The following is a 20,660-nucleotide window of genomic DNA, read 5'->3' as shown; positions in this document are numbered from 1 at the left end:
GGCAATCATGGCGGGAATCACCTTGGCTTGCGCGCCGCCGGCGTACACCGCAGAGGTCGAGTTCGACGATTCGTTCTTGCGCTCGCCGGTGGATATCCGCATGTTTTCGAAAGGCACTGCCATGCCCGCAGGGGTACACCGGGTCGACGTGACGCTCAATGACGCATGGAAAGGCCGCTACCGGGTCGATTTTCGCCTTCCTGCCATGGGTGCCGACGGGGCGCAGCCTTGTTTCGATATCCAGTTGCTCGACAGCGTCGGCTTCGATCTCGACACGGTGGGTGCCGATGTGCGTGCCGCCCTGCAGGATGGCCCGGTATGCCAGCCGCTGGGCGAAATCGTCGAGGGTGCGCAGGCCGTCTTCGACAGCGCGGAACTGCGTTTGGACATGACAGCACCGCAGACGCTGCTGCGGCGGCACGCCCGCGGCTATGTCAGCCCCGAACTCTGGGACGACGGCATCACGGCAGGCATGCTGCAGTACGACTACCTGGCCTATCACACCGATAGTTCTGCATCGTCGCTGGGCAGCAATACCAGCCATTACCTGGGCCTGCGGGCCGGCTTGAACGTGGGGAAATGGCGGCTTCGCTATCGAAGCGCGCTGAATGCGGGCAGCGGGCGCGGCACGTCGTACCAGGGCATTGCCGCCTATGCCGAGCGGGGTATCGTGCCGTGGCGCAGCCGACTGACGGTGGGGGATGCGATTACCGATGGACAGGTCTTCGATAGCCTCAGCTTCCGGGGCCTGCAGCTTTCGTCCGAAGACCGCATGTATGCCGATTCGCAGCGCGGCTTCGCGCCGGTAGTGCAGGGCATCGCCAACAGCAACGCCCGGGTGCGTATCACGCAGCAGGGCAACCTGATTTACGAAACCACCGTGCCGCCGGGGCCGTTCATTATCGATGACCTGTACCCCACTGGTTTCGGCGGCGACCTGCGGGTCACGATTACCGAGGCCGATGGCAGCGAACACACGTTTACCGTGGCATTCGCGTCCATGCCCGAATTGCTGCGTCCGGGCGTAACGCGCTACAGCCTGACGGCAGGCCAGTTCCGCAATAACTTGGTGGACGATACGCCCTCGCTCTTCATGGGCACCCTGCGGCATGGGTTTTCCAACGTGGTCACCGGCTACACCGGCATCACGGCCGCCGATGGGTACAACGCCATCGCGGGCGGCGTCGGGCTCAATACCCGGCTGGGCGCATTTTCGTCGGATCTTATCTACGCCCGTACCGAGCTGGACGACGACGATCACAACGGCCATCGCATACGGTTGGCCTATTCGAACATACTGCCCGTGGTCGGCACCAACGTGGCGCTGGCGGCTTACCGGTATTCCAGCTCGGGCTATTACGAAGCCACGGATGCATTCGTGTTGCGCGGGCTTTCCGGCGGCGATCCCGATTGGCCGTACCGGTCGCTGGAAGACCGGCGCCACCGTTTCCAGTTGAGCCTGACACAAACACTGCCCGAAGGCTGGGGAGCCCTCAGCCTGAACGCCTCGCGGCAAGATTACTGGGGCCGAAGCGGGGCCGACACTCAGTTCCAGGCCCAATACAACAACCGGTTCAGGAAAGTGAACTACGGCATCAGTGCCGGACGGACGCGCAACCTTGCTTCGGGAGAATGGAACAACCAGGTCATGCTGACCCTGTCAGTGCCGCTAGGGGCTGGACTGGGGGCGCCGAACCTCAGCGCCAGCTATAGCCGGGACCAGCATTCCCAGGGGGTGCAGGCCTCGGTCTCGGGCGTGGCGGGCAGCGACAACCAGTTCGGCTACAGCGCCTTCGCCAGCACGGTCGATGGCCGGCCGGGCCCGCGCGAGACCACGGGCGGCGCCTCGGGATCGTGGTCGGCGCCGTTTGCCAATATCGGGGCGAGTGCCTCCGGCGCAAGCGGCTACAAGCAATACAGCGCCAGCATCTCGGGTGGCATCGTGGCGTATTCGGGCGGCGTGGTGCTGGGCCCGATGCTGGGCGACACTGCCGCCCTGGTCGAGGCCAGGGATGCCCGGGGCGCGCGCGTCACCAATTACAGCGGCGTACGGCTCGATCGCCGGGGGCGGGCCATTGTTCCCTACCTGAGTCCATACCGCCAGAATACGGTTGAAATCGACCCCAAAGGGCTTTCCACCGATGTAGAGGTCAAAGAGACCAGCCGGCGCCTGGCACCCACCGCCGGGGCCATTGCCCTGGTCCAGTTCGAAACGGAAAGCGGGTATTCGGTGCTGATGACGCTTACCGACCTGCAGGGAAACACCTTGCCGTTCGGCGCTGCCGTCCTGGACCCGCAAGGCAACAACATCGGCTTCGTGGCGCAGGCGGGCCAGGCGCTGGTGCGCTTGCCTGCCCGGAAGGGGACGATATCGGTCAGATGGGGCGACGAGGCGGAAAAAAACTGTGTCGTGCCCTATGACGTGACCCGGATTGCCGCGCCGCGGGGGGCGGGCTTTCGCGAGCTGGACGCCACGTGCGGCCCGGCCCCAGGAGCAGAACATGATCCAGACTGACAAGCGCCGGCACGCCGGGGCCCGCTTCGGGCTGGCCGCGCTGGCATTGTCAGCCTGCGCCGCGCATGCCGACGGCTTCTGGGCCGACTGCCTTCGCGATGCCAGTTCGTCGGGCCACATCTATTACCAGTACTTCAGTCCGGCCACGATATTCGTGGGCCGCGATACGCAGGTCGGCGATCCGATCGGGCCCTGGCTGAGCGCACCGAACCCCACTGCGTGGCGATGCACGCCGCTGCCCTTGCTGCAGTCCGCGGGCACGGCGCAATTGACCGTGCAGGGATACCCGCCGTACGTGCGGGAAGGCTCTGTGAATGTCGATGGCCAGGCCTACGCCCTGTACATGACCAACGACCCTGCCTTGAGCTACGTGGCACGCTGGCGTTTCACCGTCAACGGCCAGGCTTCCGACTGGCAGCCCCTGACGATCGCGACGGGCGGGCAGCAGACGCCGCCCGTGTCTTTTCCCATTTCGTACAACAACGGCCAACCCTTTTCCGTGGGGGCGGACGTCCAGATTCGCTTGTATCGGCGCCAGAACGCGGTATTGCCCGCGATGGTCACGATTTTCGATCCCATGTACTTGCGGCACCTTCAGGCCGACGGCAACCTGAGCTCGGTAGGAGGACTGACTTACCGGATCGCCCAGGCGCGGCCCAACACCATTGCCCTGGTTGCGGGCGGCACGTGCACGACGCCGAACGTGAATGTGGTGTTCTCAACCGTTTCCCTGACTGCGTTCAACGGTATAGGCAGCACGGCGGCAACCCGGCCATTCAATCTGGCATTCAACAATTGCCCCGCGGGGTACCAGAGTATTGGGTACAGCTTTGCGCCCACCACCAGCATATTGAACGCCGCGCAAGGCGTCGTGGCGCTTGCCCCGTCTTCCACGGCAAGCGGAATCGGTATCCAGTTGGCAAGGGGCGACGGCACGCCGGTGACTTTCGGCACGGTGTATCCCCTGACTGAATACGACCCCGCCCAGGCCGGCAATTACACCGTGCCGCTGCAGGCCTCGCTGTACCAAACCGAACCGGCCATCACCCCCGGCACGGTACGTTCGTCGGTGACGTTCACGCTGGACTACAAATAGCCCATATGCGATATCGAACCCTACACCGGACTATCCGGGCGCTGCTGCGCCAGGCTTGCGTGGCGATCGCGATATTGGCTTTGGCCGTGCCCGTGGCACAGGGCGGGGTATCGCTCAGCCATACCCGATTGATCATTTCGGCAAAACAGCCGGAAGCCACGCCGCGGGTGACCAATGAGGCAAGCCAGCCGGTGTTGCTGCAGGTGTGGATCGATACCGGAGACCGGGCGGCCGATCCGCAGAACATCGCGGTGCCGTTCCTGGTGGTGCCGCCCATACTGCGCCTGGAACCAGCCGCCACGCAACGCCTGCGCATCATGTACACCGGCCGCGCCGGCCCACCCGCTGACCGGGAATCGGTGTATTGGCTGAATATCCTGGAAATTCCTCCCAAGGCGGGAAGCCCGCAGACCGATCTTTTGCAGATTTCCTTTCGCACCCGCGTGAAGCTGTTTTTCCGCCCCGCGGGGATGCCGGCGGCCGGACTCAATGCGCACGAAGCGCTGCGTTTCGAATCCCGCCGGCAGGGGCAGGGCAGCGTATTGCGCATCACCAATCCCACGCCGGTTCACCAGACCCTGCTTGACCTGGCCATTGGCACAGGCAGCCGGAAAGACCCTGCCGCCAAGGCGCTGGCGCCGCCGGATATGCTGAAACCGTGGGCGAGCGTGGACCTGCCGATGGGGCGGGGCCGGCCGGGACAGGGCGCCGGCACCCGCGTGTTTTATTCGGTCATCAATGACCTGGGCGTGGTGGTCGAAGGGGTTGGCACCCTGACCGAGGCGGCCGGCTCGAAATAGCCGGGTGTCAACGACCCTGCCGATGCAGGCGCGAAGTGTCCAGTACGTCGTCTTCGGGCGTGATCACGCCCGGGTCGCCCGGTTCGGCAATGGCGCGGCCGCGCCGGGCGCGGCCGGCCACGTCGGGGGCGTCATCGGGCATGGGCATGGTGCCGGTGCCCTTGCTGGCGTGCGTGGGCGCTTTCGGCCAGCGGTCGTCGGCATGCTCGGAAGGAACATTCTGTCGGGCAGTCTTGTTCATGATGACCTCCTGTTGCGCAGCGTTGCGGCTCGGTGCCGCTGCCTGCGTGACTTGCCTTTCATGTTAGGCCCCGCAGGGCCCGAAGGGGTTGACGGCATGTGTCGTTTGCAAGGGGCTGTTGCAGCGCACCGGCTCTTATAATCCAGGCTTCGCCACCGTTGCCGCGCGCCCCCCGCCTTGACCGATCCCATCGAACGCTCTGTTTCCGCCGAACTCGTCGCCGTGCTGGTGGCCGTCACGCAGGGCCAGCCGCGCGTGCTGACCACCGAAGACGCCAGCGCGTTGCCGGCAGGGCCGTTCGAGTTGGAACATCGATCCTTGCAGGCCGGCCTGCGGGCCTGGGTGGAAACCCAGACGCATCACCCGCTGGGGTACATCGAACAGCTCTACACCTTTGCCGACCGCGATCGTTCCGACGACGGCGGGCGGCGCACCATCTCGGTCAGCTATCTGGGCTTGACGCGCGAAGCGGGCGAAACCGGCGTGGCGCAGGTCGGCTGGCAGGACTGGTACCGCTACTTCCCCTGGGAAGACCACCGCGACGGGCCGCCCGTGCTGGTCAACGACCTGATCGCGCCACGCCTGAAGGCCTGGGCGCGGGCCGCGGGCGATCGCACGGCACAGGCATTGCGCCGCCAGCGTGCGGCGCTGACGTTCGGGCTGGACGGCGCCGCCTGGAACGAAGACATGGTGCTGCAGCGCTACGAATTGTTGTTCGAGGCCGGATTGGTGCCCGAAGCCACCCGCGAGGCGCCGCCCGCCGACGGCGCCGCACTGCCGGGGCAGGCCATGCGCCATGACCATCGCCGCATCCTGGCCACCGGCATTGCGCGGCTGCGCGCCAAGATCAAATATCGGCCCGTCGTGTTCGAACTGATGCCGCCGGCCTTTACGCTGCTGCAATTGCAGACGGCCGTTGAAGCCTTGGCCGGGCGCGGCCTGCACAAGCAGAACTTTCGGCGCCTGATCGAACAACAAACCCTGGTCGAGGAAACCGGTGGCATGGCGACCGGCACCGCCGGCCGGCCGGCCAAACTGTTTCGCTTCCGGCGCGACGTGCTGCTCGAGCGCGCCATTGCGGGCAGCAAGCTGCCATTGGCGCGCCAGCCCGAATAAACGCCGGCTGTGTTGGCAGAAACCGTTATGCCCACGGGTGTTGGGGCGCTCTTGCAGGCAGCCGGGCCTTGCGCCAGGGCAATCCCCTCTTGACACCACTTATACTCAGTCATAGCATAAGTATTGCGGCAGATCTGCCGATTTTTTTATCCCATAAATACTCATCGTGAGCATAAATATGGACTCTGCCCCCGATCTGGCGATGCCCGTCGCGCCGCTGCCAACCATCATGCTCGAGCCGCTGGTGCGGGCGGCCTTGCTGGAAGACCTGGGCCGCGCGGGCGACCTGACCACCGACGCCATCGTGCCGGTCGATGCCCAGGCGCGTACGCGCCTGGTGGCCCGCCAGGAAGGCGTGCTGGCCGGGTTGGACCTGGCGCGCCTGGCATTCCGGCTGATGGATGCGAGCCTGGACTTCCGGCCGGTGCTGGCCGATGGGGCACGGCTGCAGGCCGGTTCCGAAATCGCCGTCATCACCGGCCCGGCGCGCGCCATGCTGACGGCCGAGCGTACCGCGCTGAATTTCCTGTGCCACCTGAGCGGCGTGGCCACCGGCACGGCTTCCATCGCCGATGCCATCCGGTCCTATGGCGCCAAAGTGACCTGCACCCGCAAGACCCTGCCCGGCCTGCGCTTCGTCCAGAAGTACGCGGTACGCGTGGGCGGCGGCAGCAACCACCGCCATGGCCTGGACGATGCCGTGCTGATCAAGGACAACCATGTGGCGGTGGCCGGCGGCGTACGCCAGGCAGTGCAGCGGGCACGCGCCGGCGTTGGCCATATGGTGAAGATCGAACTCGAAGTGGATACGCTGGAGCAGCTGGACGAAGCGCTGGAAATCGGCGTGGACGTCGTGCTGCTCGACAACATGGACCTGCCCACGCTGCGGGCCGCCGTCAGCCGCGTGAATGGCCGTGCCGTCACCGAGGCCTCGGGCCGCATCACGCCGGACACGGCCCCCGAGGTAGCTGCCACCGGCGTCGACCTGATCGCGGTGGGGTGGCTGACGCACAGCGCCCGGGTGCTGGATATCGGGTTGGATAGCTGATGCTGCCCAGCTCGCTGCGCGCCGCGAACGGTGGGTGTCAGGCCGGCGTCTTGACCTGCGCTTCCAATTGGGTCTTCAGGTCGGGCGCCAGTTTCAGCTGGCGCGCCAGTTCGTCCAGGTAGGCGCGTTCCATGTAGCTTTCTTCGTCCACTACCAGCAAGCTGGCCAGATACATTTCGGCAGCCATTTCGGGAGTCTGGGCGGCCGTTGCGATGGCGGCCGGGTCCAGCGGACGGGCCAGTTCGGCTTCGAGCCAGCGTTGGTCGGTGGCGTCGGCGGACAGCTTGCCCAGTTCGGTTTCCAGCAAGTGGCGTTCTTCGGGGCCGATATGGCCGTCGGCCTTGGCGGCGCCGATCATGGCGGTCAGGATGGCGCTGCTGTGTTGTTCTGCCTGGGCAGGCGGCAGCCGGTCGAGCGTTTGCGGGGCCGGGGCGCCCGCCTGGGCGGACTGGTTGCGCTGCCAGTCGCCATAGGCGCGATAGGCCAGGGCGCCCAGCGCGGCCATGCCGCCGTACATGGCGACCTTGCCGCCGATCTTGCGGGCTTTCTTGCCGCCCATCAGCAGGCCCAGGGCGCCGGCCCCCAGTGCGCCGCCGCCCAGGCCGGCCAGGAACGACGGGGCATTGCCGCCCGCGGTGGCCGATTGCACGCGCGTGGAGGCGTCGCGGGCCAGGCCTTGTCCGGATTGCAGTAATTGATCGAGTAGCTGGCGGGCGCTCATGGCGGCCTCCTGTCAAGAATTCGGAACCTCGTCTGACCGTCCGGGTCCCCAAGAGTTCAGTTTGTTGTCAGTAACCGATCGTGTGCGGGAAATGCTACAAAGGACGGACGGCCCGCCGGGCCGCTTTGCCGGAGACCGCCGATGACCATACGCGTACGCCAGAACGCTCCCCAAGCCCTGCAGTTCACCGCCACGGCCGAAGGCCACGAGCTGCCGCTGGACATGCCGCAGCCGCAAGGCGCCGGGCCTGATCCGCACGATTATTTCGATACTTCGCTGGGCGGCTGCAAGGCCATGACGGTCATGCTGTACGCACAGCGCAAGGAAATACCGCTGGAATCGGTCGATGTGGACGTGGTGCGCGATGCCGGCGAAGAGCGCAAGGGCGTCTACCGGCTGACGGCCAAGCTGACGCTGCACGGCGCGCTGAGCGACGCGCAGATCGACGAACTATTCGCGGTGGCCGAGAAGTGCCCGCTGCACAAGTTGATGACCGCGGTCGATGTGCAGGTGTCGACGCTGGTGGTGCGCCCGGCCTAAAGGTGGGCGGGCCCGCCAGCGGCGGGCCAGGCAGGCTATTCCATGCCCGCCGTCACGGTCGAGAAGCCTGAATCGACGTGCGTGATTTCGCCGGTGACGCCCGCGGCCAGGTCCGACAGCAGGAAGGCCGCCACGTTGCCGACTTCTTCGATGGTGACGTTGCGGCGCAGCGGGGCGTGGGCCTCGACGAACTTCAGGATCGCCGAAAAATCTTTGATGCCGCTGGCCGCCAGGGTCTTGATGGGGCCGGCCGAAATGCCGTTGGCCCGGATGCCGCGCGGGCCCAGCGCCGAGGCCAGGTAGCGCACGCTGGCTTCCAGCGAGGCCTTGGCCAGGCCCATGGTGTTGTAGTTGGGCACCACGCGTTCGGCGCCCAGGTAGGTCAGGGTCAGCACCGACGACTTGCGGCCTTCCATCAGGGGCAGCGCCGCCTTGGCCATGGCCGGGAAGCTGTAGGCCGAGATGTCGTGGGCGATGCGGAAGTTCTCGCGCGACAGGCCGTCGAGGAAGTTGCCGGCAATGGCTTCGCGCGGCGCAAAACCGATGGAATGCACCAGGCCGTCCAGGCCGTCCCAGCGCTTGCCCAGCTCGGCGAACGCGGCTTCGATCTGGGTGTCTTCGGCCACGTCACAGGGCAGCACGATATCGCTGCCGAATTCGGCAGCGAACTCGCCGACACGGTCTTTGAAGCGGTCGCCCACATAGGTGAAGGCCAGTTCGGCGCCCTGTTGGTGGCAGGCTTGGGCGATGCCGTAGGCGATGGAACGGTTGGAAAGCACCCCGGTAACCAGGATGCGCTTGCCGGCGAGAAAACCCATGTGTCGTGTCCTTAGAATTCCGTACGGAAGACCAGTATTTTAGAGTGTATCCGGACCCGCGCCGGGCGCCGCCCGATGCCCAGGGCGGTCAGCCGCGTGTGCCGGTGCCCGGAACGCGCAATTGCGAGCCGATTTTCAGGTTGCTGCTCTTCAGATTATTGAGCGCGCGCAGCGCATCGACTGAGGTGCCGTAGCGCCTGGCCAGGCCGAACAGGGTGTCGCCGGACTGTACCTTGTGGGTGCGCACGTTGGCACGGCGGCTGTTGCGCGTGGCGGGCGCCGTGCGCGAGGGTGCCGACTCGAGCGCGCCCGGGGGCGTTTCCAGCGACGCGAGCTGCACGCCGCCCTGGCCGCTGCCGGGCACCAGCAGGGTGCTGCCGCTGGCTACCTTGCGGCGGCCGGATATGTCGTTGGCGCGGCGCAGTTCGGCTTCCGACACGCCGAAGCGCTTGGCAATCGAGGCATACGATTCGCCGCGCCGGGGCTTGTAGACTTTCCAGGAACTCAGGTCGCCCTTGTAGGCCAGCAGGTTGGCGTTGAACGTGTCGACCCGGTCGGTGGGCAGCAGCAGGGTCGGCTGGTGTTCGCCGCGGATCATGGGCCGGTTGAACGAAGGGTTCAGGGCCTTGAAATCTTCCAGCGGCATCTCGGCCAGCCGGGCGGCGACTTCCAGGTCGATATCGCGGTCCTTGCGCACCATGGCGAAGTACGGCGAATTCTCGACGGGTGGCAGCACCACCGCATATTTGCGCGGGTTGGCAATGATGTTCTTGATGGCCTGCAGCTTGGGAACGTAATTGCGCGTTTCCTCGGGCATGTCCAGCGACAGGTAGTCGGAAGACAGGTTGGCCGCTTCGTTCCTGGCCATGGCGCGCTGCACCGAGCCTTCGCCCCAGTTGTACGAGGCCAGGGCCAGGTACCAGTCGCCCTGCATTTCGAACAGCTTTTCCAGGTAGTCGAGCGCGGCGTAGGTCGAGGCGATGGGGTCGCGGCGCTCGTCGCGCCACCAGTCTTGCTTCAGGTTGAAGTATTGCCCGGTGGTCGGCACGAACTGCCACAGGCCCGAGGCTTGCGAGCGCGACAGCGCGGTGGGGTTGTAGGCGCTTTCAACGAAGGGCAGCAGGGCCAGTTCGGTGGGCAGGCCGCGCCGGTTGATTTCATCGACGATGAAGTACAGGTACTTGCCGGCGCGTTCGGCCATGCGTTGCACCGACTCGGGGTGGGCCGCATAGTAGTCGGTCCATTCCTGGGCCAGTTCGGTATTCAGGTTGGGAATCGCAAAGCCGCGCCGAATGCGGTCCCAGGCATCTACGGGCGGATTGGTGAGATCGACGGTGCGGGAAGTGTCTTTGGCAAGGTCCGAAGACTGCTGCTTGGTGGTGGCGACGGCCTGTACCGGTTGGTGCGTGGTGCCGGCGCAGCCGGCGAGCATGGCGAGAACAAGGGGTAGCAGGAGTCGTAGCAGGGTCATCGGCGGGTCGTCACTTGAAATCGTTCTTCCATTCACGCAAGGCTGCAAAAATGGCCACGGGCGTGTCGAGAGCACGTCCGGACTGGACCGCAGCAGCCTGGGCAACATCGGCTTGCCGTGTACGCAAGAATGGATTGGTGTCTTGCTCCAGCCGCAGGGTGGACGGCAGGGTGGGACGGCCTTGCTCGCGTAACTGCTGGGCCCGCTGATACCACTGATGCAGGGTGCGGTTGGCGGGTTCAACCGCCATGGCCCAGCGCAAGTTGGCTAGAGTGTACTCGTGTGCGCAGCAAACCTGTGTATCGGCCGGTAAAGCGGCGAATTTTTCCAGCGATGCGTGCATTTGCGCCGGGGTACCCTCGAACAGCCGGCCACAGCCGCCGGCGAACAGGGTATCGCCGCAGAAGAGCAGCGGCGCCTGGCCCGCGGCGTGGCCATGGTAGGCGATATGGCCGGCGGTGTGGCCGGGCACGTCCAGCACCGACAGGTCCAGGTCGAGCTCGGGCAGGGATACGCGGTCGCCTTCGGCCAGGGGTATGTCGCAGTGCGGCAGGCGCTCATGTGCCGGGCCATACACGGTGGCCGGCGCGTGCTGCAGCAATTCCAGCACACCGCCCACATGGTCGCCGTGATGATGGGTGAGTAGAATGGCGCGCAACTGCAGCCCGCGCTGCGCCAGCAGCTCGAGCACCGGGCCGGCTTGGCCGGGGTCGACCACGGCGGCCAGGCCACCGCGCACAATGGCCCATATATAGTTGTCCGAAAAGGCCGGTAGCGGCACAACGGCGCCGTCGCCGTCAGGGGCAGGCATGGCTTGCATCATTTCAGGAATGTCGACTTGACCGAAGAAACTCCGCCGATTGTAGAACTGGCCGAATGGTTCCAGACACCCCCGGGCGAATATGTCCTGGCCTGGGAGCGCGCGCAGTTCGACGCCATGGTAGCGGATGTCTTCGGATATTACGCCTGGCAGGTCGGTTTGGCCGAGATCAATTTTCTGCAGGCCAACCGCATGCCGTTCAAGGGCTGGGTCGGCTCGCAGATGCCCACACCCGAGCAGGCCGCGCACTGGCAGGGCTGCGTGGTGGCACGCCCGGACGCCCTGCCGTTCGAATCGCAAAGCCTCGACCTGCTGGTGCTACCGCACGCTTTCGAATGCACCGACGCCCCGCACGAAGTCCTGCGCGAGGCCGAGCGCGTGCTGGTGCCCGAGGGCCGACTGGTGATCTCCGGCTTCAACCCCTGGAGCCTCTGGGGCGCGCGCAACCGCATGCCCGCCATGGAGCAGTGGCTGCCGCATCCGCCGTCGGCCCAGGTATCCTTGCCGCGCCTGAAAGACTGGCTGAAGCTGCTGTCGTTCAATGTCGGACCCGGCCGCTTCGGCTGCTACACGCCCGCCTGTCGCACTGAAAAGTGGCTGCAGCGCTGGCATTTCATGGAAAACTACGGCCGGCGCTGGTGGCCGCTGGGCGGCGCAGTCTATGTCGTGTCGGCCGTCAAGCGGGTGGCGGGCATGCGGCTGATCGGGCCGGCCTGGAAGAAATCGCGGCGCAAACGCGCCCGCGCGGCATCGGTGGCGGTCAACCGCCAGGCCGGGCCGGGCAAACCCTGAAGGCGGCCGGCACCCTGCCGGCATGCCAGTTTCACACCAAGAAAGATGCAAATAGACAGCAACCAAGATGACCAGCAGGTCGAAATGTGGACCGACGGCGCCTGCAAGGGCAATCCGGGGCCCGGCGGCTGGGGCGTACTGATGCGCGCCGGCGCCCATGAAAAAACCCTGCACGGCGGCGAGGCCGGCACCACCAATAACCGCATGGAACTGTTGGCGGTCATCGAGGGCCTGCGTACGCTGAAGCGTCCATGCAAGGTGCTCATCCATACCGACTCCCAATATGTGATGAAAGGCATGACCGAATGGCTGGCCAACTGGAAGCGTCGTGGCTGGCTGACGGCTGACAAGAAGCCCGTGAAAAACGCCGAGCTATGGCAAGCGCTGGATGAGCAGGTGGCACGCCACCAGGTGGCCTGGCGCTGGGTACGCGGCCATGCCGGCGATCCAGGCAACGAACGCGCCGACGCCTTGGCGAACCAGGGCGTCGACAGCCTGCGCAAGCGCTAGGGCGGGCGGCCTTACCGGAAGCCGCGGCACGCAGGCCGGGCTGGGTACTGGGGAATACCCCATAACTGCCCCGCCCGACATACCGGCTGGCGCGTATTTGTGCCAGTATGTAAGAGCTGGTGCTACAGTGCCATGCCGCTTCCTTGTTTCCATAGCGCCCGGGGCATATGCCACGGCCGGGCGTTCCACTGCACCGCCATCATTTCGCATGAAAAAAGCCGTTCTGCTGGCCGCCGTTGCGGCCGGGCTCGCCGCGGGCGCGGCCCTGGGGTTTTGGGCACCGCGCTGGCTGGGGGCGCCCGCCGCCCCGTCCGCCGATACGACTGCGCCGGCGGCGAAAACGCCCGACGCGATCCGGGTGGAAGTCGCCAAGGTGCAGCAACTGACGTTCACGCGCGGCATTTCCGCGGTGGGCAGCCTGCGTTCCGATGAATCGGTGGTGCTGCGGCCCGAAGTGGCCGGCCGCATCCAGCACATCGATTTCCAGGAAGGCCAGCCGGTCAAGCTTGGGCAAGTGCTGATCCAACTGGACGACTCCGTGCCGCGCGCCGAACTCGACCAGGCGCGCGCCAACCTGGCGCTGGCCCAAAGCCACTACCGGCGGGCCGTCGACCTGCAGGGCCGCGGTTTCGTCAGCCAGCAGGCGCGCGACGAGGCCGCCAGCAACCTCAAGGTGCAGCAGGCGGCCGCCGCCCTGGCCCAGGCGCGGCTCGACAAAATGACCATACGTGCGCCGTTTGCCGGCATCGTCGGCCTGCGCAGCATGTCAGTGGGCGACTACGTCGACCAGGGGCAAGACCTGGCCCCGCTCGAGGCCATCGATCCCTTGAAGGTGGATTTCCGCGTGCCCGAAATGTATTTCGGCAAGGTCAAGATGGGCCAGTCCCTGACTGTGCGGCTCGATGCCTTGCCGGGCGAAGAGCGCAAGGGCGAGGTCTATGCTGTCAGCCCGCTGGTGGATGCGGGCGGGCGTTCGATCCTGCTGCGCGCCACGGTGCCCAATCCCGATTCCCGCTTGCGGCCCGGCATGTTCGCCCGGGTGCAGCTGCTGTTTGGCGCCGACCAGGTGCTGGCGGTGCCCGAAGCGGCGCTGGCGCCATCGGGCCAGGCGCAGTACGTATTCAATGTGCGTGACGGGCGCGCGCACCGCGCCGAAGTCACGCTGGGCGAACGCCGCGACGGCAAGGTCGAGATCCTGACCGGAGTCGCCGCCGGCGACCAGGTCGTGGTGGCGGGTTTCCAGCGCCTGACCGACGGCGCACCGGTCGACATCGTGCCGGCAGCCGCCGGCACGCCGGTCCAGGCGGAACGATCATGATCCTGTCCGAGATCTGCATCAAGCGCCCGGTGTTCGCATCGGTGCTGTCGCTGATCATCGTGCTGGTGGGGTTGATCTCGTATTCGCGCCTGACCGTGCGCGAATATCCCAACATCGACGAGCCCATCGTCTCGGTCAATACCACCTACAAGGGCGCCTCGCCCGAGGTGATCGAATCGCAGGTCACCAAGCCGCTCGAAGACCAGTTGGCCGGCATCGAGGGCGTCAACGTCATGACCTCGCGAAGTCGTACCGAGCGCAGCCAGATCAACATCAAGTTCGACCTGTCGCGCGATCCCGACGCGGCCGCGGCCGAAGTGCGCGACAAGGTCTCGCGGGCGCGCCGCTATCTGCCGGACGAAATCGACGAGCCCATCATCGGCAAGGTCGAGGCTGATGCGATTCCCATCATCAACATCGCGGTCGAGTCCGGTTCGCTGTCGACGATCCAGACTTCGGACTATATCAATCGCTATATCAAGACGCGCCTGTCGGTGCTGCCTGGCGCGGCCGAAGTGCGCGTGTATGGCGAGCGCCTGCCGTCCATGCGTATCTACGTCGACCGCGACAAACTGGCGGCCTACAATCTGACCGTGCAGGACGTCGAGACGGCGCTGGCCGGCCAGAACGTCGAGATCCCGGCTGGGCGCATCGAGTCGCGCGATCGCGAGTTCACCGTCGTGTCGTCCACCGATCTGCAGACGGTCGCGCAATTCAGCGACATCGTGGTGGCCAACGTCAAGGGCTATCCGGTGCGCATGCGCGACGTGGCCAAGGTCGAGATCGGCGCAGCCGACGATCGCATCCTGTCGCGATTCAACGGAAGGCCGGCCATCAATATCGGCTTGACGCGCCAGTCCACTGCCAATCCGCTGGATTTGTCCAAGGCGGTGCGCGAAGAGGTCGAGCGCCTGAACGAGACGCTGCCGCCCGGCATGAAGCTGAATATTGCCTACGACACGTCGGCCTTCATCGAGCGCTCCATTGCCTCGGTCTTCCGCACGATCGGCGAAGCCATCGTGCTGGTGGTGCTGGTCATTTTCTTCTTCCTGCGCAATCTGCGCGCCAGCATCATCCCTATCGTCACTATCCCGGTATCGCTGATCGGCGCCTGCGCGCTGATGTACCTGTTCGGCTTCTCGATCAACACGCTGACGCTGCTGGCCATGGTGCTGGCCATCGGGTTGGTGGTCGATGACGCCATCGTGGTACTTGAAAATATCTTTCGCCACATCGAAGAAGGCATGCCGCGCCGGCAGGCGGCGTTCCAGGGGGCCAAGGAAATCGGCTTCGCGGTGGTGGCGATGACGCTGACGCTGGTCACCGTGTATGCCCCGCTGGTGTTCGCCACTGGTCGCACCGGCCGCCTGTTCATCGAGTTTGCGCTGACCCTGGCCGGCGCGGTGCTGGTATCGGGCTTTGTGGCACTGACTTTGACGCCCATGATGTGTTCGGTACTGCTGCGCCACGAGCCGCGCCACAACCGCTGGTACAACCTGGTCGAAGGCTGGTTGAATGCGCTGGCGCGCGGCTACCGGCGCATGCTGGGGGTGGCGCTGCGACACCGCGCGGTGGTGGTGGTATTGGGGCTGGCGGTGGCTGCGGCCAGTGGTGTGCTGTTTTCGGTGGTGAAAAGTGAACTGGCGCCTATCGAAGACCGTGGCGTGATTTTCGGCACCGTCACCTCACCCGAGGGCGCAACACTGAACTACACGCTGGAGAGCATGCTCGAGATCGAGCGGTTCTACGCCGACATCCCCGAAGGCGCCGCAAACCAGGTGTCGGTCGGCTTTCCCACGGTCAGCGACGGGACTGCCATCCTGCGGCTCAAGCCCTGGGAACAGCGCACCCGTACCCAGCAGGAGATCGCCCGCGAGCTGCAGCCCAAGTTCGCCGCGCTGCCAGGCATCAAGGCGTTTCCGACCAATCCTCCATCGCTGGGGCAGTCGGCCCGGACCAAGCCGGTGGAGTTCATCATCATGAGCCAGGCTTCGTATCCCGAACTGGCCAAGCTGGTTGAGGTCTTCCTGGACCAGTTGCGCAAGTACCCAGGCTTGCAGAACCTGGAAACCGATCTACGCCTGAATACGCCCGAACTGCGCGTACAGGTAGACCGCGACAAGATGGCCGACGTGGGCGCCGGGGTCGATGTGGTCGGCCGCACCTTGGAATCGATGCTGGGCGGACGCCAGGTCACCCGCTTCAAGGACGACGGCGAGCAGTACGACGTGATCGTGCAGGTGCTGCCCCGCGATCGCGTCAACCCTACCGATATCTCCGGCATCTACGTGCGCACCCGCGACGGCAGCATGGTGCAACTGGACAACTTGTTGTCCGTGCACGAAAGCGTATCGCCTCAATCGCTCAACCACTTCAACCGCCTGCGCGCCGTGAAGGTCGAGGCGGCGGTGGCGCCCGGCTACGCGCTGGGCGAAGTGCTCGACCACATGCACGAGGTGGCGCGCCAAGTGCTGCCGCATACCGTGGTCACCGACCTGGACGGCCAGGCGCGCGAGTTCCGCGATTCGTCGGGCAGCATCTACCTGGTGTTTGCCATGGCACTGGCCTTCATCTACCTGGTCATGGCGGCGCAGTTCGAAAGCTGGCGCAACCCGCTGATCATCATGCTGTCGGTGCCGCTGTCCATGACCGGCGCGCTGCTTGCCTTGTGGCTCAGCGGCGGCACCTTGTCCATCTACAGCCAGATCGGGCTGATCACCCTGGTGGGGCTGATTACCAAGCACGGCATCCTGATCGTGGAATTCGCCAACCAGTTGCGCGACCAGGGCCATGACCTGGTCGACGCGGTGGTCGAGGCCAGTGTGCTGCGGCTGCGCCCCATCTTGATGACCACCGGCGCCATGGTGCTGGGCACCCTGCCGCTGGCGGTGTCCCAGGGCGCCGGCGCCGAATCGCGCCAGCAGATCGGCTGGGTGCTGGTGGGCGGGCTGATGCTGGGTACACTACTGACTTTATTCGTGGTGCCGGTGGCCTACACGCTGATCGCAGCGGTGCGCCGCAAGCCGGGCCACGCTGCCCAGGACGCCGGCCATGCCGCGCCCCACGGCACGCCACCCACTACCGAATAGCCTGCCATGCGCCAAATCATTTTCGATACTGAAACCACCGGTCTGGACCCTGTGCAGGGCCACCGCATTGTCGAAATAGGCTGCGTTGAGCTCATCAACCGTTCAGCCACCGGCAACAACCTGCACATCTATCTGAATCCCGACCGCGACAGCGACCCCGAAGCGCTGGCGGTACATGGGCTGACCACCGAGTTCCTGGCCGACAAGCCGCGCTTTGCCGACGTGGCGGCGCAGTTTCTCGAGTTCATCCGGGATGCCGAGCTCATCGCCCATAACGCTTCGTTCGACGTGAAGTTCTTCAACGCCGAACTGGCGCGCGCCGGCCACGGCGAGATCGCCCAGTATTGCACCCAGATCACCGATTCGCTGTTGCACGCGCGTACGCTGTATCCCGGCAAGCGCAACTCGTTGGATGCGCTGTGCGATCGGCACGGTATTTCCAATGCGCACCGTACCCTGCACGGCGCCTTGCTCGACTCGCAATTGCTGGCAGAAGTCTGGTTGGCCATGACGCGCGGCCAGGATGCGCTGCTGATCGACGTGGATGACGCGGGGCAGGGCGGCGCCGCCGGTATCGCGCTGGGATCGTTCGACGGATCGGTATTGCAGGTGCAGGCCGCGGATGCCGACGAATTGGCCGAGCACGAACAGTACCTGGCCAGCCTGGACAAATCCGTGGGCGGGGCCTGTGTATGGCGGGCGCTGGACGCCCCGGCCTTGGCCAACACCTGAGCCCGTCGAGCCCAAGCAGGCCGGCTGCGCGCGTTTGCGCGGCCCCAAATTGGTATGCTAGAATTTCGCCTCTTTGGGTGGTTAGCTCAGTGGTAGAGCACTGCCTTCACACGGCAGGGGTCACAAGTTCGAAACTTGTACCACCCACCAGATTGGAAGGGCCGGCAACGTCAGTTGCCGGCCCTTCGCCATTTTGCGGCGTCCTTTTCGTTGAGTTTGGGCGGGCTGGCCGTTACTAGCCGCGCACGCCCTTCCAGAACATGTAGATCGCCAGGATGTACAGCAGGCAGGCGAATATCCTTTTCAACGTGGCCACGGGCAGGTTGTGGGCCAGGCGTGCCCCCCAGGGCGCAGTTATCACGCTGGCTGCCGCGATGCAGCCTAGCGCGGGCAGCCACAGGTAGCCGAAGGCACCGGGCGGCAGGTTGGGCAGGTTATGGCCCGCGATCACAAACCCCAGCACGTTGGTGATGGCGATGGGAAAGCCCAGTGCGGCGCTGGTGGCAACGGCTGTATGGATAGCCACGTTGCACCAGGCCAGGTATGGCACGCTGATGAATCCGCCGCCGGCGCCCACCAGGCCCGAGATCAGGCCGATCACGCTGCCCGCGGCAACCTGGCCCGCGGTGCCGGGCAGGTCACGGCTGGACGTGGGCCGGGCGCCCACCAGCATCTGGGTCGCCGACACCAGGACGAATACACCGAAGACAATGGCCAGGTACGAGCCCTTGAGCACGGCGAACAGGCCCAGGCTGCCGACCAGGCTGCCCAACACGATGCCCGGGGCCAGCCGCATGACGATGTCCCAGCGCACCGCGCCACGTTTGTGGTGGGCGCGCACACTGGAAATCGATGTGAACACAATTACCGCCATCGAGGTGGCGATCGCCATTTTCACTGCCAGTCCGGCTTCGACGCCCCGAGCCGACAGCAGGAATGTCAGGATAGGTACCATGACCATGCCGCCGCCAATGCCCAGCAAGCCCGCCAGCACGCCGCTGCCGGCACCGATCAATACCAGTTCAATAAAGAGAGTGTCTGTCACGGGAAAATTGGTTAACCTAAGTAGGTGTTGGTTTATAATGTAACTGTTACAAATTAGCGTCCAATTCCGCCACCCCACCATGACCAGCCAAGCTGTAAAAGCCCCACAGCCCGAAAGTACGCGCGCCGCCTTGGCGCAGACTCTGGACGAAGCGCTGAACCGCCTGATCGACGGGCCGGAATACAGTCCTGGCGCGCGCCTTCCCACTGAGCGCGAACTGGCCGAGCGCTTCGAGGTCTCGCGCGGCGCCATCCGCGCGGCGCTGGCACGGGTCGAGGGTAGAGGGCGCATCGTGCGGGTCATGGGCAGCGGCACCTATATTGCCGACGTGCCCGCAGATGCCGTCGGGCCAGCCATTGCGCCCGTCGCGCGCGATGCCAGCCCGCAAGAAATCCTTGAAGCCCGCATGATGATCGAGCCGCACCTGGCCGCGCTGGTGGTGTTGCATGCCAATAGCGCGGACATGGACCGCATCAGGTCGGCCATGCGCAGCGCCGAGGCGGCCAGTTCTCTCGACGCGTTCGAGCACTGGGATGGAAAATTCCACCAGGCTATCGCGGAAGCCACCCACAACCGGTTGCTCATCGATATCTGTCAGACGCTGAATTCGGCGCGCGACCTGGCCGAATGGGGCGAACTGAAACGCCGCAGTGTCACGCCCGACCGCCGAGCCGCACGCGAAGCCGAGCACCGTGAGATCGTCAGCGCGCTGCAATCGCGCGATGCCGGGCGGGCCCGGACGGCGTGCGTCAATCACCTGCGCAAGATCAGCGGCGAACTGATCGGCCACCAAGGCTGAGCACGGGCCTGGTGCACGGATGCCGCGGGCCGCCATCAGTCGATGTTCAGGTTGATGTCGCGAATGACATCGCCCCACAGTTTTTCTTCCTGCACCATATAGTCGGCCAGCTCTTTCGGCGAACTCAGCCGCACGTCCACGCCTGCGGCCGCTAGCGCCTTGCGCGCCTCGGGCTTGCTCAAACCGGCTTGTGCGGCGCGATTCAGTTGGTCGACCACTGCCGGATCCATGCCGGCCGGCCCCACCAGAGCCAGCCAGACCACCGCGTCGTAGCCGGTTACGCCCGCTTCGTCCAGGCTCGGCACATCGGGCAAGTAGGGGCTGCGCTGCTTGCTGGTCACCCCCAGCGCCTTGATTTTGCCGGCCTGCAGATTAGCCAGGCTGTTCGAGATGGCCGCGAAGCTGGTCTCGACAAAGCCGGCAGCCAGATCCTGCATGGCTTGCGCGCTACCCCGGTACGGTACATGGCTGAGCTTGATGCCAGTCTTGCTCATGAACAGCGCGCCCATCAGGTGCTGCGTGCTGCCGTTGCCCGAGCTGCCCAGGTTCAAAGTCTTGGTCTTGGCCAACTGCACCAACTCGCTGACATTGTTGACCGGCAGGTTGGCGTTGATCAGCAGTACATAAGGGCTGTCGGCCACTTTGGCGATGGGTGTGAAGCTCTTGAGCGGATCGTAAGACAAGTTCTTGTACAAGTAGTGGCTGGTCACGTGATTGGAAGAAATCAGCGCCAGGGTATAGCCGTCGGGGTCTGACTTGGCCACATAGTCGGTTCCCAGCGTCGAGCCGGCACCGGCGCGGTTCTCCACCACGAACGGCTGTTTCAGCTGATTCGACAGCTCCTGGGCCAGGACGCGCGCCGCGATGTCGGTGAAGCCGCCGGCCGCAAAGGGCACGATCAGGTGCACCGGCCGTTCGGGATAGGCCGCCATGGCCGCTTGGCCCGCACACCCCATTGCCAGCCCGGCAAGCGAACACGCCAGCCAGCGCCGCAGGCTGGCTGCCATGGCGCGGCAGGGTGGCAGTGCGACGATGCCGAATCGTTGATCTGTCTGCATGATGTCTCCTTGGTATATGAGGGACTGCGGAACCCCGCGGCCTGGTGGCCGGGTCAACCTATCCTGGTTATTGGTCCAGAACTGGGCAACCAATATATCAAAGTGATTGACATTTTTCTATGTTTGGTTGA

General features: G+C 65.3%; 19 protein-coding genes and 1 tRNA gene. 13 read left to right on the top strand and 7 right to left on the bottom strand.

What is annotated here, in order from left to right:
* Positions 1–7: 7 nt before the first annotated feature.
* From KW845_RS15095 to KW845_RS15085, 3 genes are read left to right on the top strand one after another with little or no spacing between them, the layout of a single operon-like run.
* A complete protein-coding gene (locus KW845_RS15095) occupies positions 8–2,515 on the top strand; it encodes a fimbria/pilus outer membrane usher protein (protein WP_218370102.1) in 2,508 nt (835 codons plus the stop codon).
* Complete coding sequence (locus KW845_RS15090) at positions 2,502–3,611, top strand: fimbrial protein (RefSeq protein ID WP_218370101.1); 1,110 nt, start codon at positions 2,502–2,504, stop codon at positions 3,609–3,611. The genes KW845_RS15095 and KW845_RS15090 overlap by 14 nt, the downstream gene beginning before the upstream one ends.
* 5 nt (positions 3,612–3,616) lie before the next feature.
* Positions 3,617–4,411 (top strand): molecular chaperone, encoded by a 795-nt coding sequence (locus KW845_RS15085; RefSeq protein ID WP_218370100.1) that lies wholly within the window; start codon positions 3,617–3,619, stop codon positions 4,409–4,411.
* Between the two features lie 7 nt (positions 4,412–4,418).
* Here the strand turns inward: KW845_RS15085 and KW845_RS15080 are convergent, their stop codons facing one another.
* Positions 4,419–4,652: a hypothetical protein gene (locus tag KW845_RS15080; protein WP_218370099.1), complete on the bottom strand. Its 234-nt coding sequence runs from the start codon at positions 4,650–4,652 to the stop codon at positions 4,419–4,421.
* 177 nt (positions 4,653–4,829) lie between these two features.
* Here KW845_RS15080 and KW845_RS15075 point away from each other — a divergent pair, with 177 nt between their 5' ends.
* Together KW845_RS15075 and nadC are read left to right on the top strand one after the other, a co-directional pair.
* The gene (locus KW845_RS15075) at positions 4,830–5,768 is read left to right on the top strand and encodes a hypothetical protein (protein WP_218370097.1); all 939 of its coding nucleotides are present in this window, start codon (positions 4,830–4,832) and stop codon (positions 5,766–5,768) included.
* Between the two features lie 178 nt (positions 5,769–5,946).
* Positions 5,947–6,816: a carboxylating nicotinate-nucleotide diphosphorylase gene (nadC, locus tag KW845_RS15070; protein WP_218370096.1), complete on the top strand. Its 870-nt coding sequence runs from the start codon at positions 5,947–5,949 to the stop codon at positions 6,814–6,816.
* A gap of 37 nt (positions 6,817–6,853) precedes the next feature.
* Here nadC and KW845_RS15065 read toward each other — a convergent pair whose 3' ends face one another.
* The gene (locus tag KW845_RS15065) at positions 6,854–7,537 is read right to left on the bottom strand and encodes a tellurite resistance TerB family protein (protein WP_218370095.1); all 684 of its coding nucleotides are present in this window, start codon (positions 7,535–7,537) and stop codon (positions 6,854–6,856) included.
* Positions 7,538–7,678: 141 nt separating this feature from the next.
* Here KW845_RS15065 and KW845_RS15060 point away from each other — a divergent pair, with 141 nt between their 5' ends.
* On the top strand, positions 7,679–8,077 hold the full coding sequence (locus KW845_RS15060) for an OsmC family protein (RefSeq protein WP_218370094.1): 399 nt from the start codon (positions 7,679–7,681) through the stop codon (positions 8,075–8,077).
* A gap of 35 nt (positions 8,078–8,112) precedes the next feature.
* Here the strand turns inward: KW845_RS15060 and fabI are convergent, their stop codons facing one another.
* The 3 genes from fabI to gloB all read right to left on the bottom strand — a co-directional run bounded on the left by fabI (position 8,113) and on the right by gloB (position 11,186).
* Complete coding sequence (gene fabI / locus KW845_RS15055; RefSeq protein ID WP_218370093.1) at positions 8,113–8,895, bottom strand: enoyl-ACP reductase FabI; 783 nt, start codon at positions 8,893–8,895, stop codon at positions 8,113–8,115.
* A gap of 88 nt (positions 8,896–8,983) precedes the next feature.
* Positions 8,984–10,366 (bottom strand): LysM peptidoglycan-binding domain-containing protein, encoded by a 1,383-nt coding sequence (locus KW845_RS15050; protein ID WP_218370092.1) that lies wholly within the window; start codon positions 10,364–10,366, stop codon positions 8,984–8,986.
* 10 nt (positions 10,367–10,376) lie between these two features.
* Positions 10,377–11,186, bottom strand: a complete 810-nt coding sequence (gloB, locus tag KW845_RS15045) for a hydroxyacylglutathione hydrolase (RefSeq protein ID WP_218371385.1) — start codon at positions 11,184–11,186, stop codon at positions 10,377–10,379.
* An 18-nt stretch (positions 11,187–11,204) separates the two neighbouring features.
* Between gloB and KW845_RS15040 the strand changes: the two genes are divergently transcribed.
* The 6 genes from KW845_RS15040 (at position 11,205) to KW845_RS15015 (ending at position 17,777) form a co-directional block, all read left to right on the top strand.
* Complete coding sequence (locus KW845_RS15040; RefSeq protein ID WP_218370091.1) at positions 11,205–11,978, top strand: class I SAM-dependent methyltransferase; 774 nt, start codon at positions 11,205–11,207, stop codon at positions 11,976–11,978.
* Between the two features lie 45 nt (positions 11,979–12,023).
* On the top strand, positions 12,024–12,488 hold the full coding sequence (rnhA, locus tag KW845_RS15035; protein ID WP_218370089.1) for a ribonuclease HI: 465 nt from the start codon (positions 12,024–12,026) through the stop codon (positions 12,486–12,488).
* Positions 12,489–12,696: 208 nt separating this feature from the next.
* Positions 12,697–13,806: an efflux RND transporter periplasmic adaptor subunit gene (locus KW845_RS15030; protein ID WP_218370087.1), complete on the top strand. Its 1,110-nt coding sequence runs from the start codon at positions 12,697–12,699 to the stop codon at positions 13,804–13,806.
* On the top strand, positions 13,803–16,895 hold the full coding sequence (locus KW845_RS15025) for an efflux RND transporter permease subunit (protein ID WP_218370086.1): 3,093 nt from the start codon (positions 13,803–13,805) through the stop codon (positions 16,893–16,895). The genes KW845_RS15030 and KW845_RS15025 overlap by 4 nt, the downstream gene beginning before the upstream one ends.
* A 6-nt stretch (positions 16,896–16,901) precedes the next feature.
* Positions 16,902–17,627: a DNA polymerase III subunit epsilon gene (gene dnaQ / locus KW845_RS15020; protein ID WP_218370085.1), complete on the top strand. Its 726-nt coding sequence runs from the start codon at positions 16,902–16,904 to the stop codon at positions 17,625–17,627.
* Between the two features lie 75 nt (positions 17,628–17,702).
* Positions 17,703–17,777, top strand: a tRNA-Val gene (locus KW845_RS15015).
* An 85-nt stretch (positions 17,778–17,862) separates the two neighbouring features.
* Here KW845_RS15015 and KW845_RS15010 read toward each other — a convergent pair.
* Positions 17,863–18,672 (bottom strand): sulfite exporter TauE/SafE family protein, encoded by an 810-nt coding sequence (locus KW845_RS15010; RefSeq protein ID WP_370628233.1) that lies wholly within the window; start codon positions 18,670–18,672, stop codon positions 17,863–17,865.
* Positions 18,673–18,751: 79 nt separating this feature from the next.
* On the opposite strand from KW845_RS15010, the gene KW845_RS15005 reads away from it, so the two are divergent.
* Positions 18,752–19,471 (top strand): FadR/GntR family transcriptional regulator, encoded by a 720-nt coding sequence (locus KW845_RS15005; RefSeq protein ID WP_218370083.1) that lies wholly within the window; start codon positions 18,752–18,754, stop codon positions 19,469–19,471.
* Between the two features lie 35 nt (positions 19,472–19,506).
* Here the strand turns inward: KW845_RS15005 and KW845_RS15000 are convergent, their stop codons facing one another.
* On the bottom strand, positions 19,507–20,529 hold the full coding sequence (locus tag KW845_RS15000) for a tripartite tricarboxylate transporter substrate binding protein (protein ID WP_218370082.1): 1,023 nt from the start codon (positions 20,527–20,529) through the stop codon (positions 19,507–19,509).
* Positions 20,530–20,660 lie beyond the last annotated feature (131 nt).

It is taken from the genome of Bordetella sp. BOR01, from assembly GCF_019218885.1.
Lineage (GTDB): Bacteria > Pseudomonadota > Gammaproteobacteria > Burkholderiales > Burkholderiaceae_B > Bordetella_A.
Note: the sequence above shows the minus strand (reverse complement) of the source record. Positions and strands in the feature narration are given on the sequence as shown.

Excerpts from the sequence above, each read along its gene's own strand:
- KW845_RS15095 (WP_218370102.1), top strand. The coding sequence starts at position 8 with ATGGCGGGAATCACCTTGGCTTGCGCGCCGCCGGCGTACACCGCAGAG.
- KW845_RS15090 (WP_218370101.1), top strand. The coding sequence starts at position 2,502 with ATGATCCAGACTGACAAGCGCCGGCACGCCGGGGCCCGCTTCGGGCTG.
- KW845_RS15085 (WP_218370100.1), top strand. The coding sequence starts at position 3,617 with ATGCGATATCGAACCCTACACCGGACTATCCGGGCGCTGCTGCGCCAG.
- KW845_RS15080 (WP_218370099.1), bottom strand. The coding sequence starts at position 4,652 with ATGAACAAGACTGCCCGACAGAATGTTCCTTCCGAGCATGCCGACGAC.
- nadC (WP_218370096.1), top strand. The coding sequence starts at position 5,947 with ATGGACTCTGCCCCCGATCTGGCGATGCCCGTCGCGCCGCTGCCAACC.
- KW845_RS15065 (WP_218370095.1), bottom strand. The coding sequence starts at position 7,537 with ATGAGCGCCCGCCAGCTACTCGATCAATTACTGCAATCCGGACAAGGC.
- KW845_RS15060 (WP_218370094.1), top strand. The coding sequence starts at position 7,679 with ATGACCATACGCGTACGCCAGAACGCTCCCCAAGCCCTGCAGTTCACC.
- fabI (WP_218370093.1), bottom strand. The coding sequence starts at position 8,895 with ATGGGTTTTCTCGCCGGCAAGCGCATCCTGGTTACCGGGGTGCTTTCC.
- KW845_RS15050 (WP_218370092.1), bottom strand. The coding sequence starts at position 10,366 with ATGACCCTGCTACGACTCCTGCTACCCCTTGTTCTCGCCATGCTCGCC.
- gloB (WP_218371385.1), bottom strand. The coding sequence starts at position 11,186 with ATGCAAGCCATGCCTGCCCCTGACGGCGACGGCGCCGTTGTGCCGCTA.
- rnhA (WP_218370089.1), top strand. The coding sequence starts at position 12,024 with ATGCAAATAGACAGCAACCAAGATGACCAGCAGGTCGAAATGTGGACC.
- KW845_RS15030 (WP_218370087.1), top strand. The coding sequence starts at position 12,697 with ATGAAAAAAGCCGTTCTGCTGGCCGCCGTTGCGGCCGGGCTCGCCGCG.
- KW845_RS15025 (WP_218370086.1), top strand. The coding sequence starts at position 13,803 with ATGATCCTGTCCGAGATCTGCATCAAGCGCCCGGTGTTCGCATCGGTG.
- dnaQ (WP_218370085.1), top strand. The coding sequence starts at position 16,902 with ATGCGCCAAATCATTTTCGATACTGAAACCACCGGTCTGGACCCTGTG.
- KW845_RS15005 (WP_218370083.1), top strand. The coding sequence starts at position 18,752 with ATGACCAGCCAAGCTGTAAAAGCCCCACAGCCCGAAAGTACGCGCGCC.
- KW845_RS15000 (WP_218370082.1), bottom strand. The coding sequence starts at position 20,529 with ATGCAGACAGATCAACGATTCGGCATCGTCGCACTGCCACCCTGCCGC.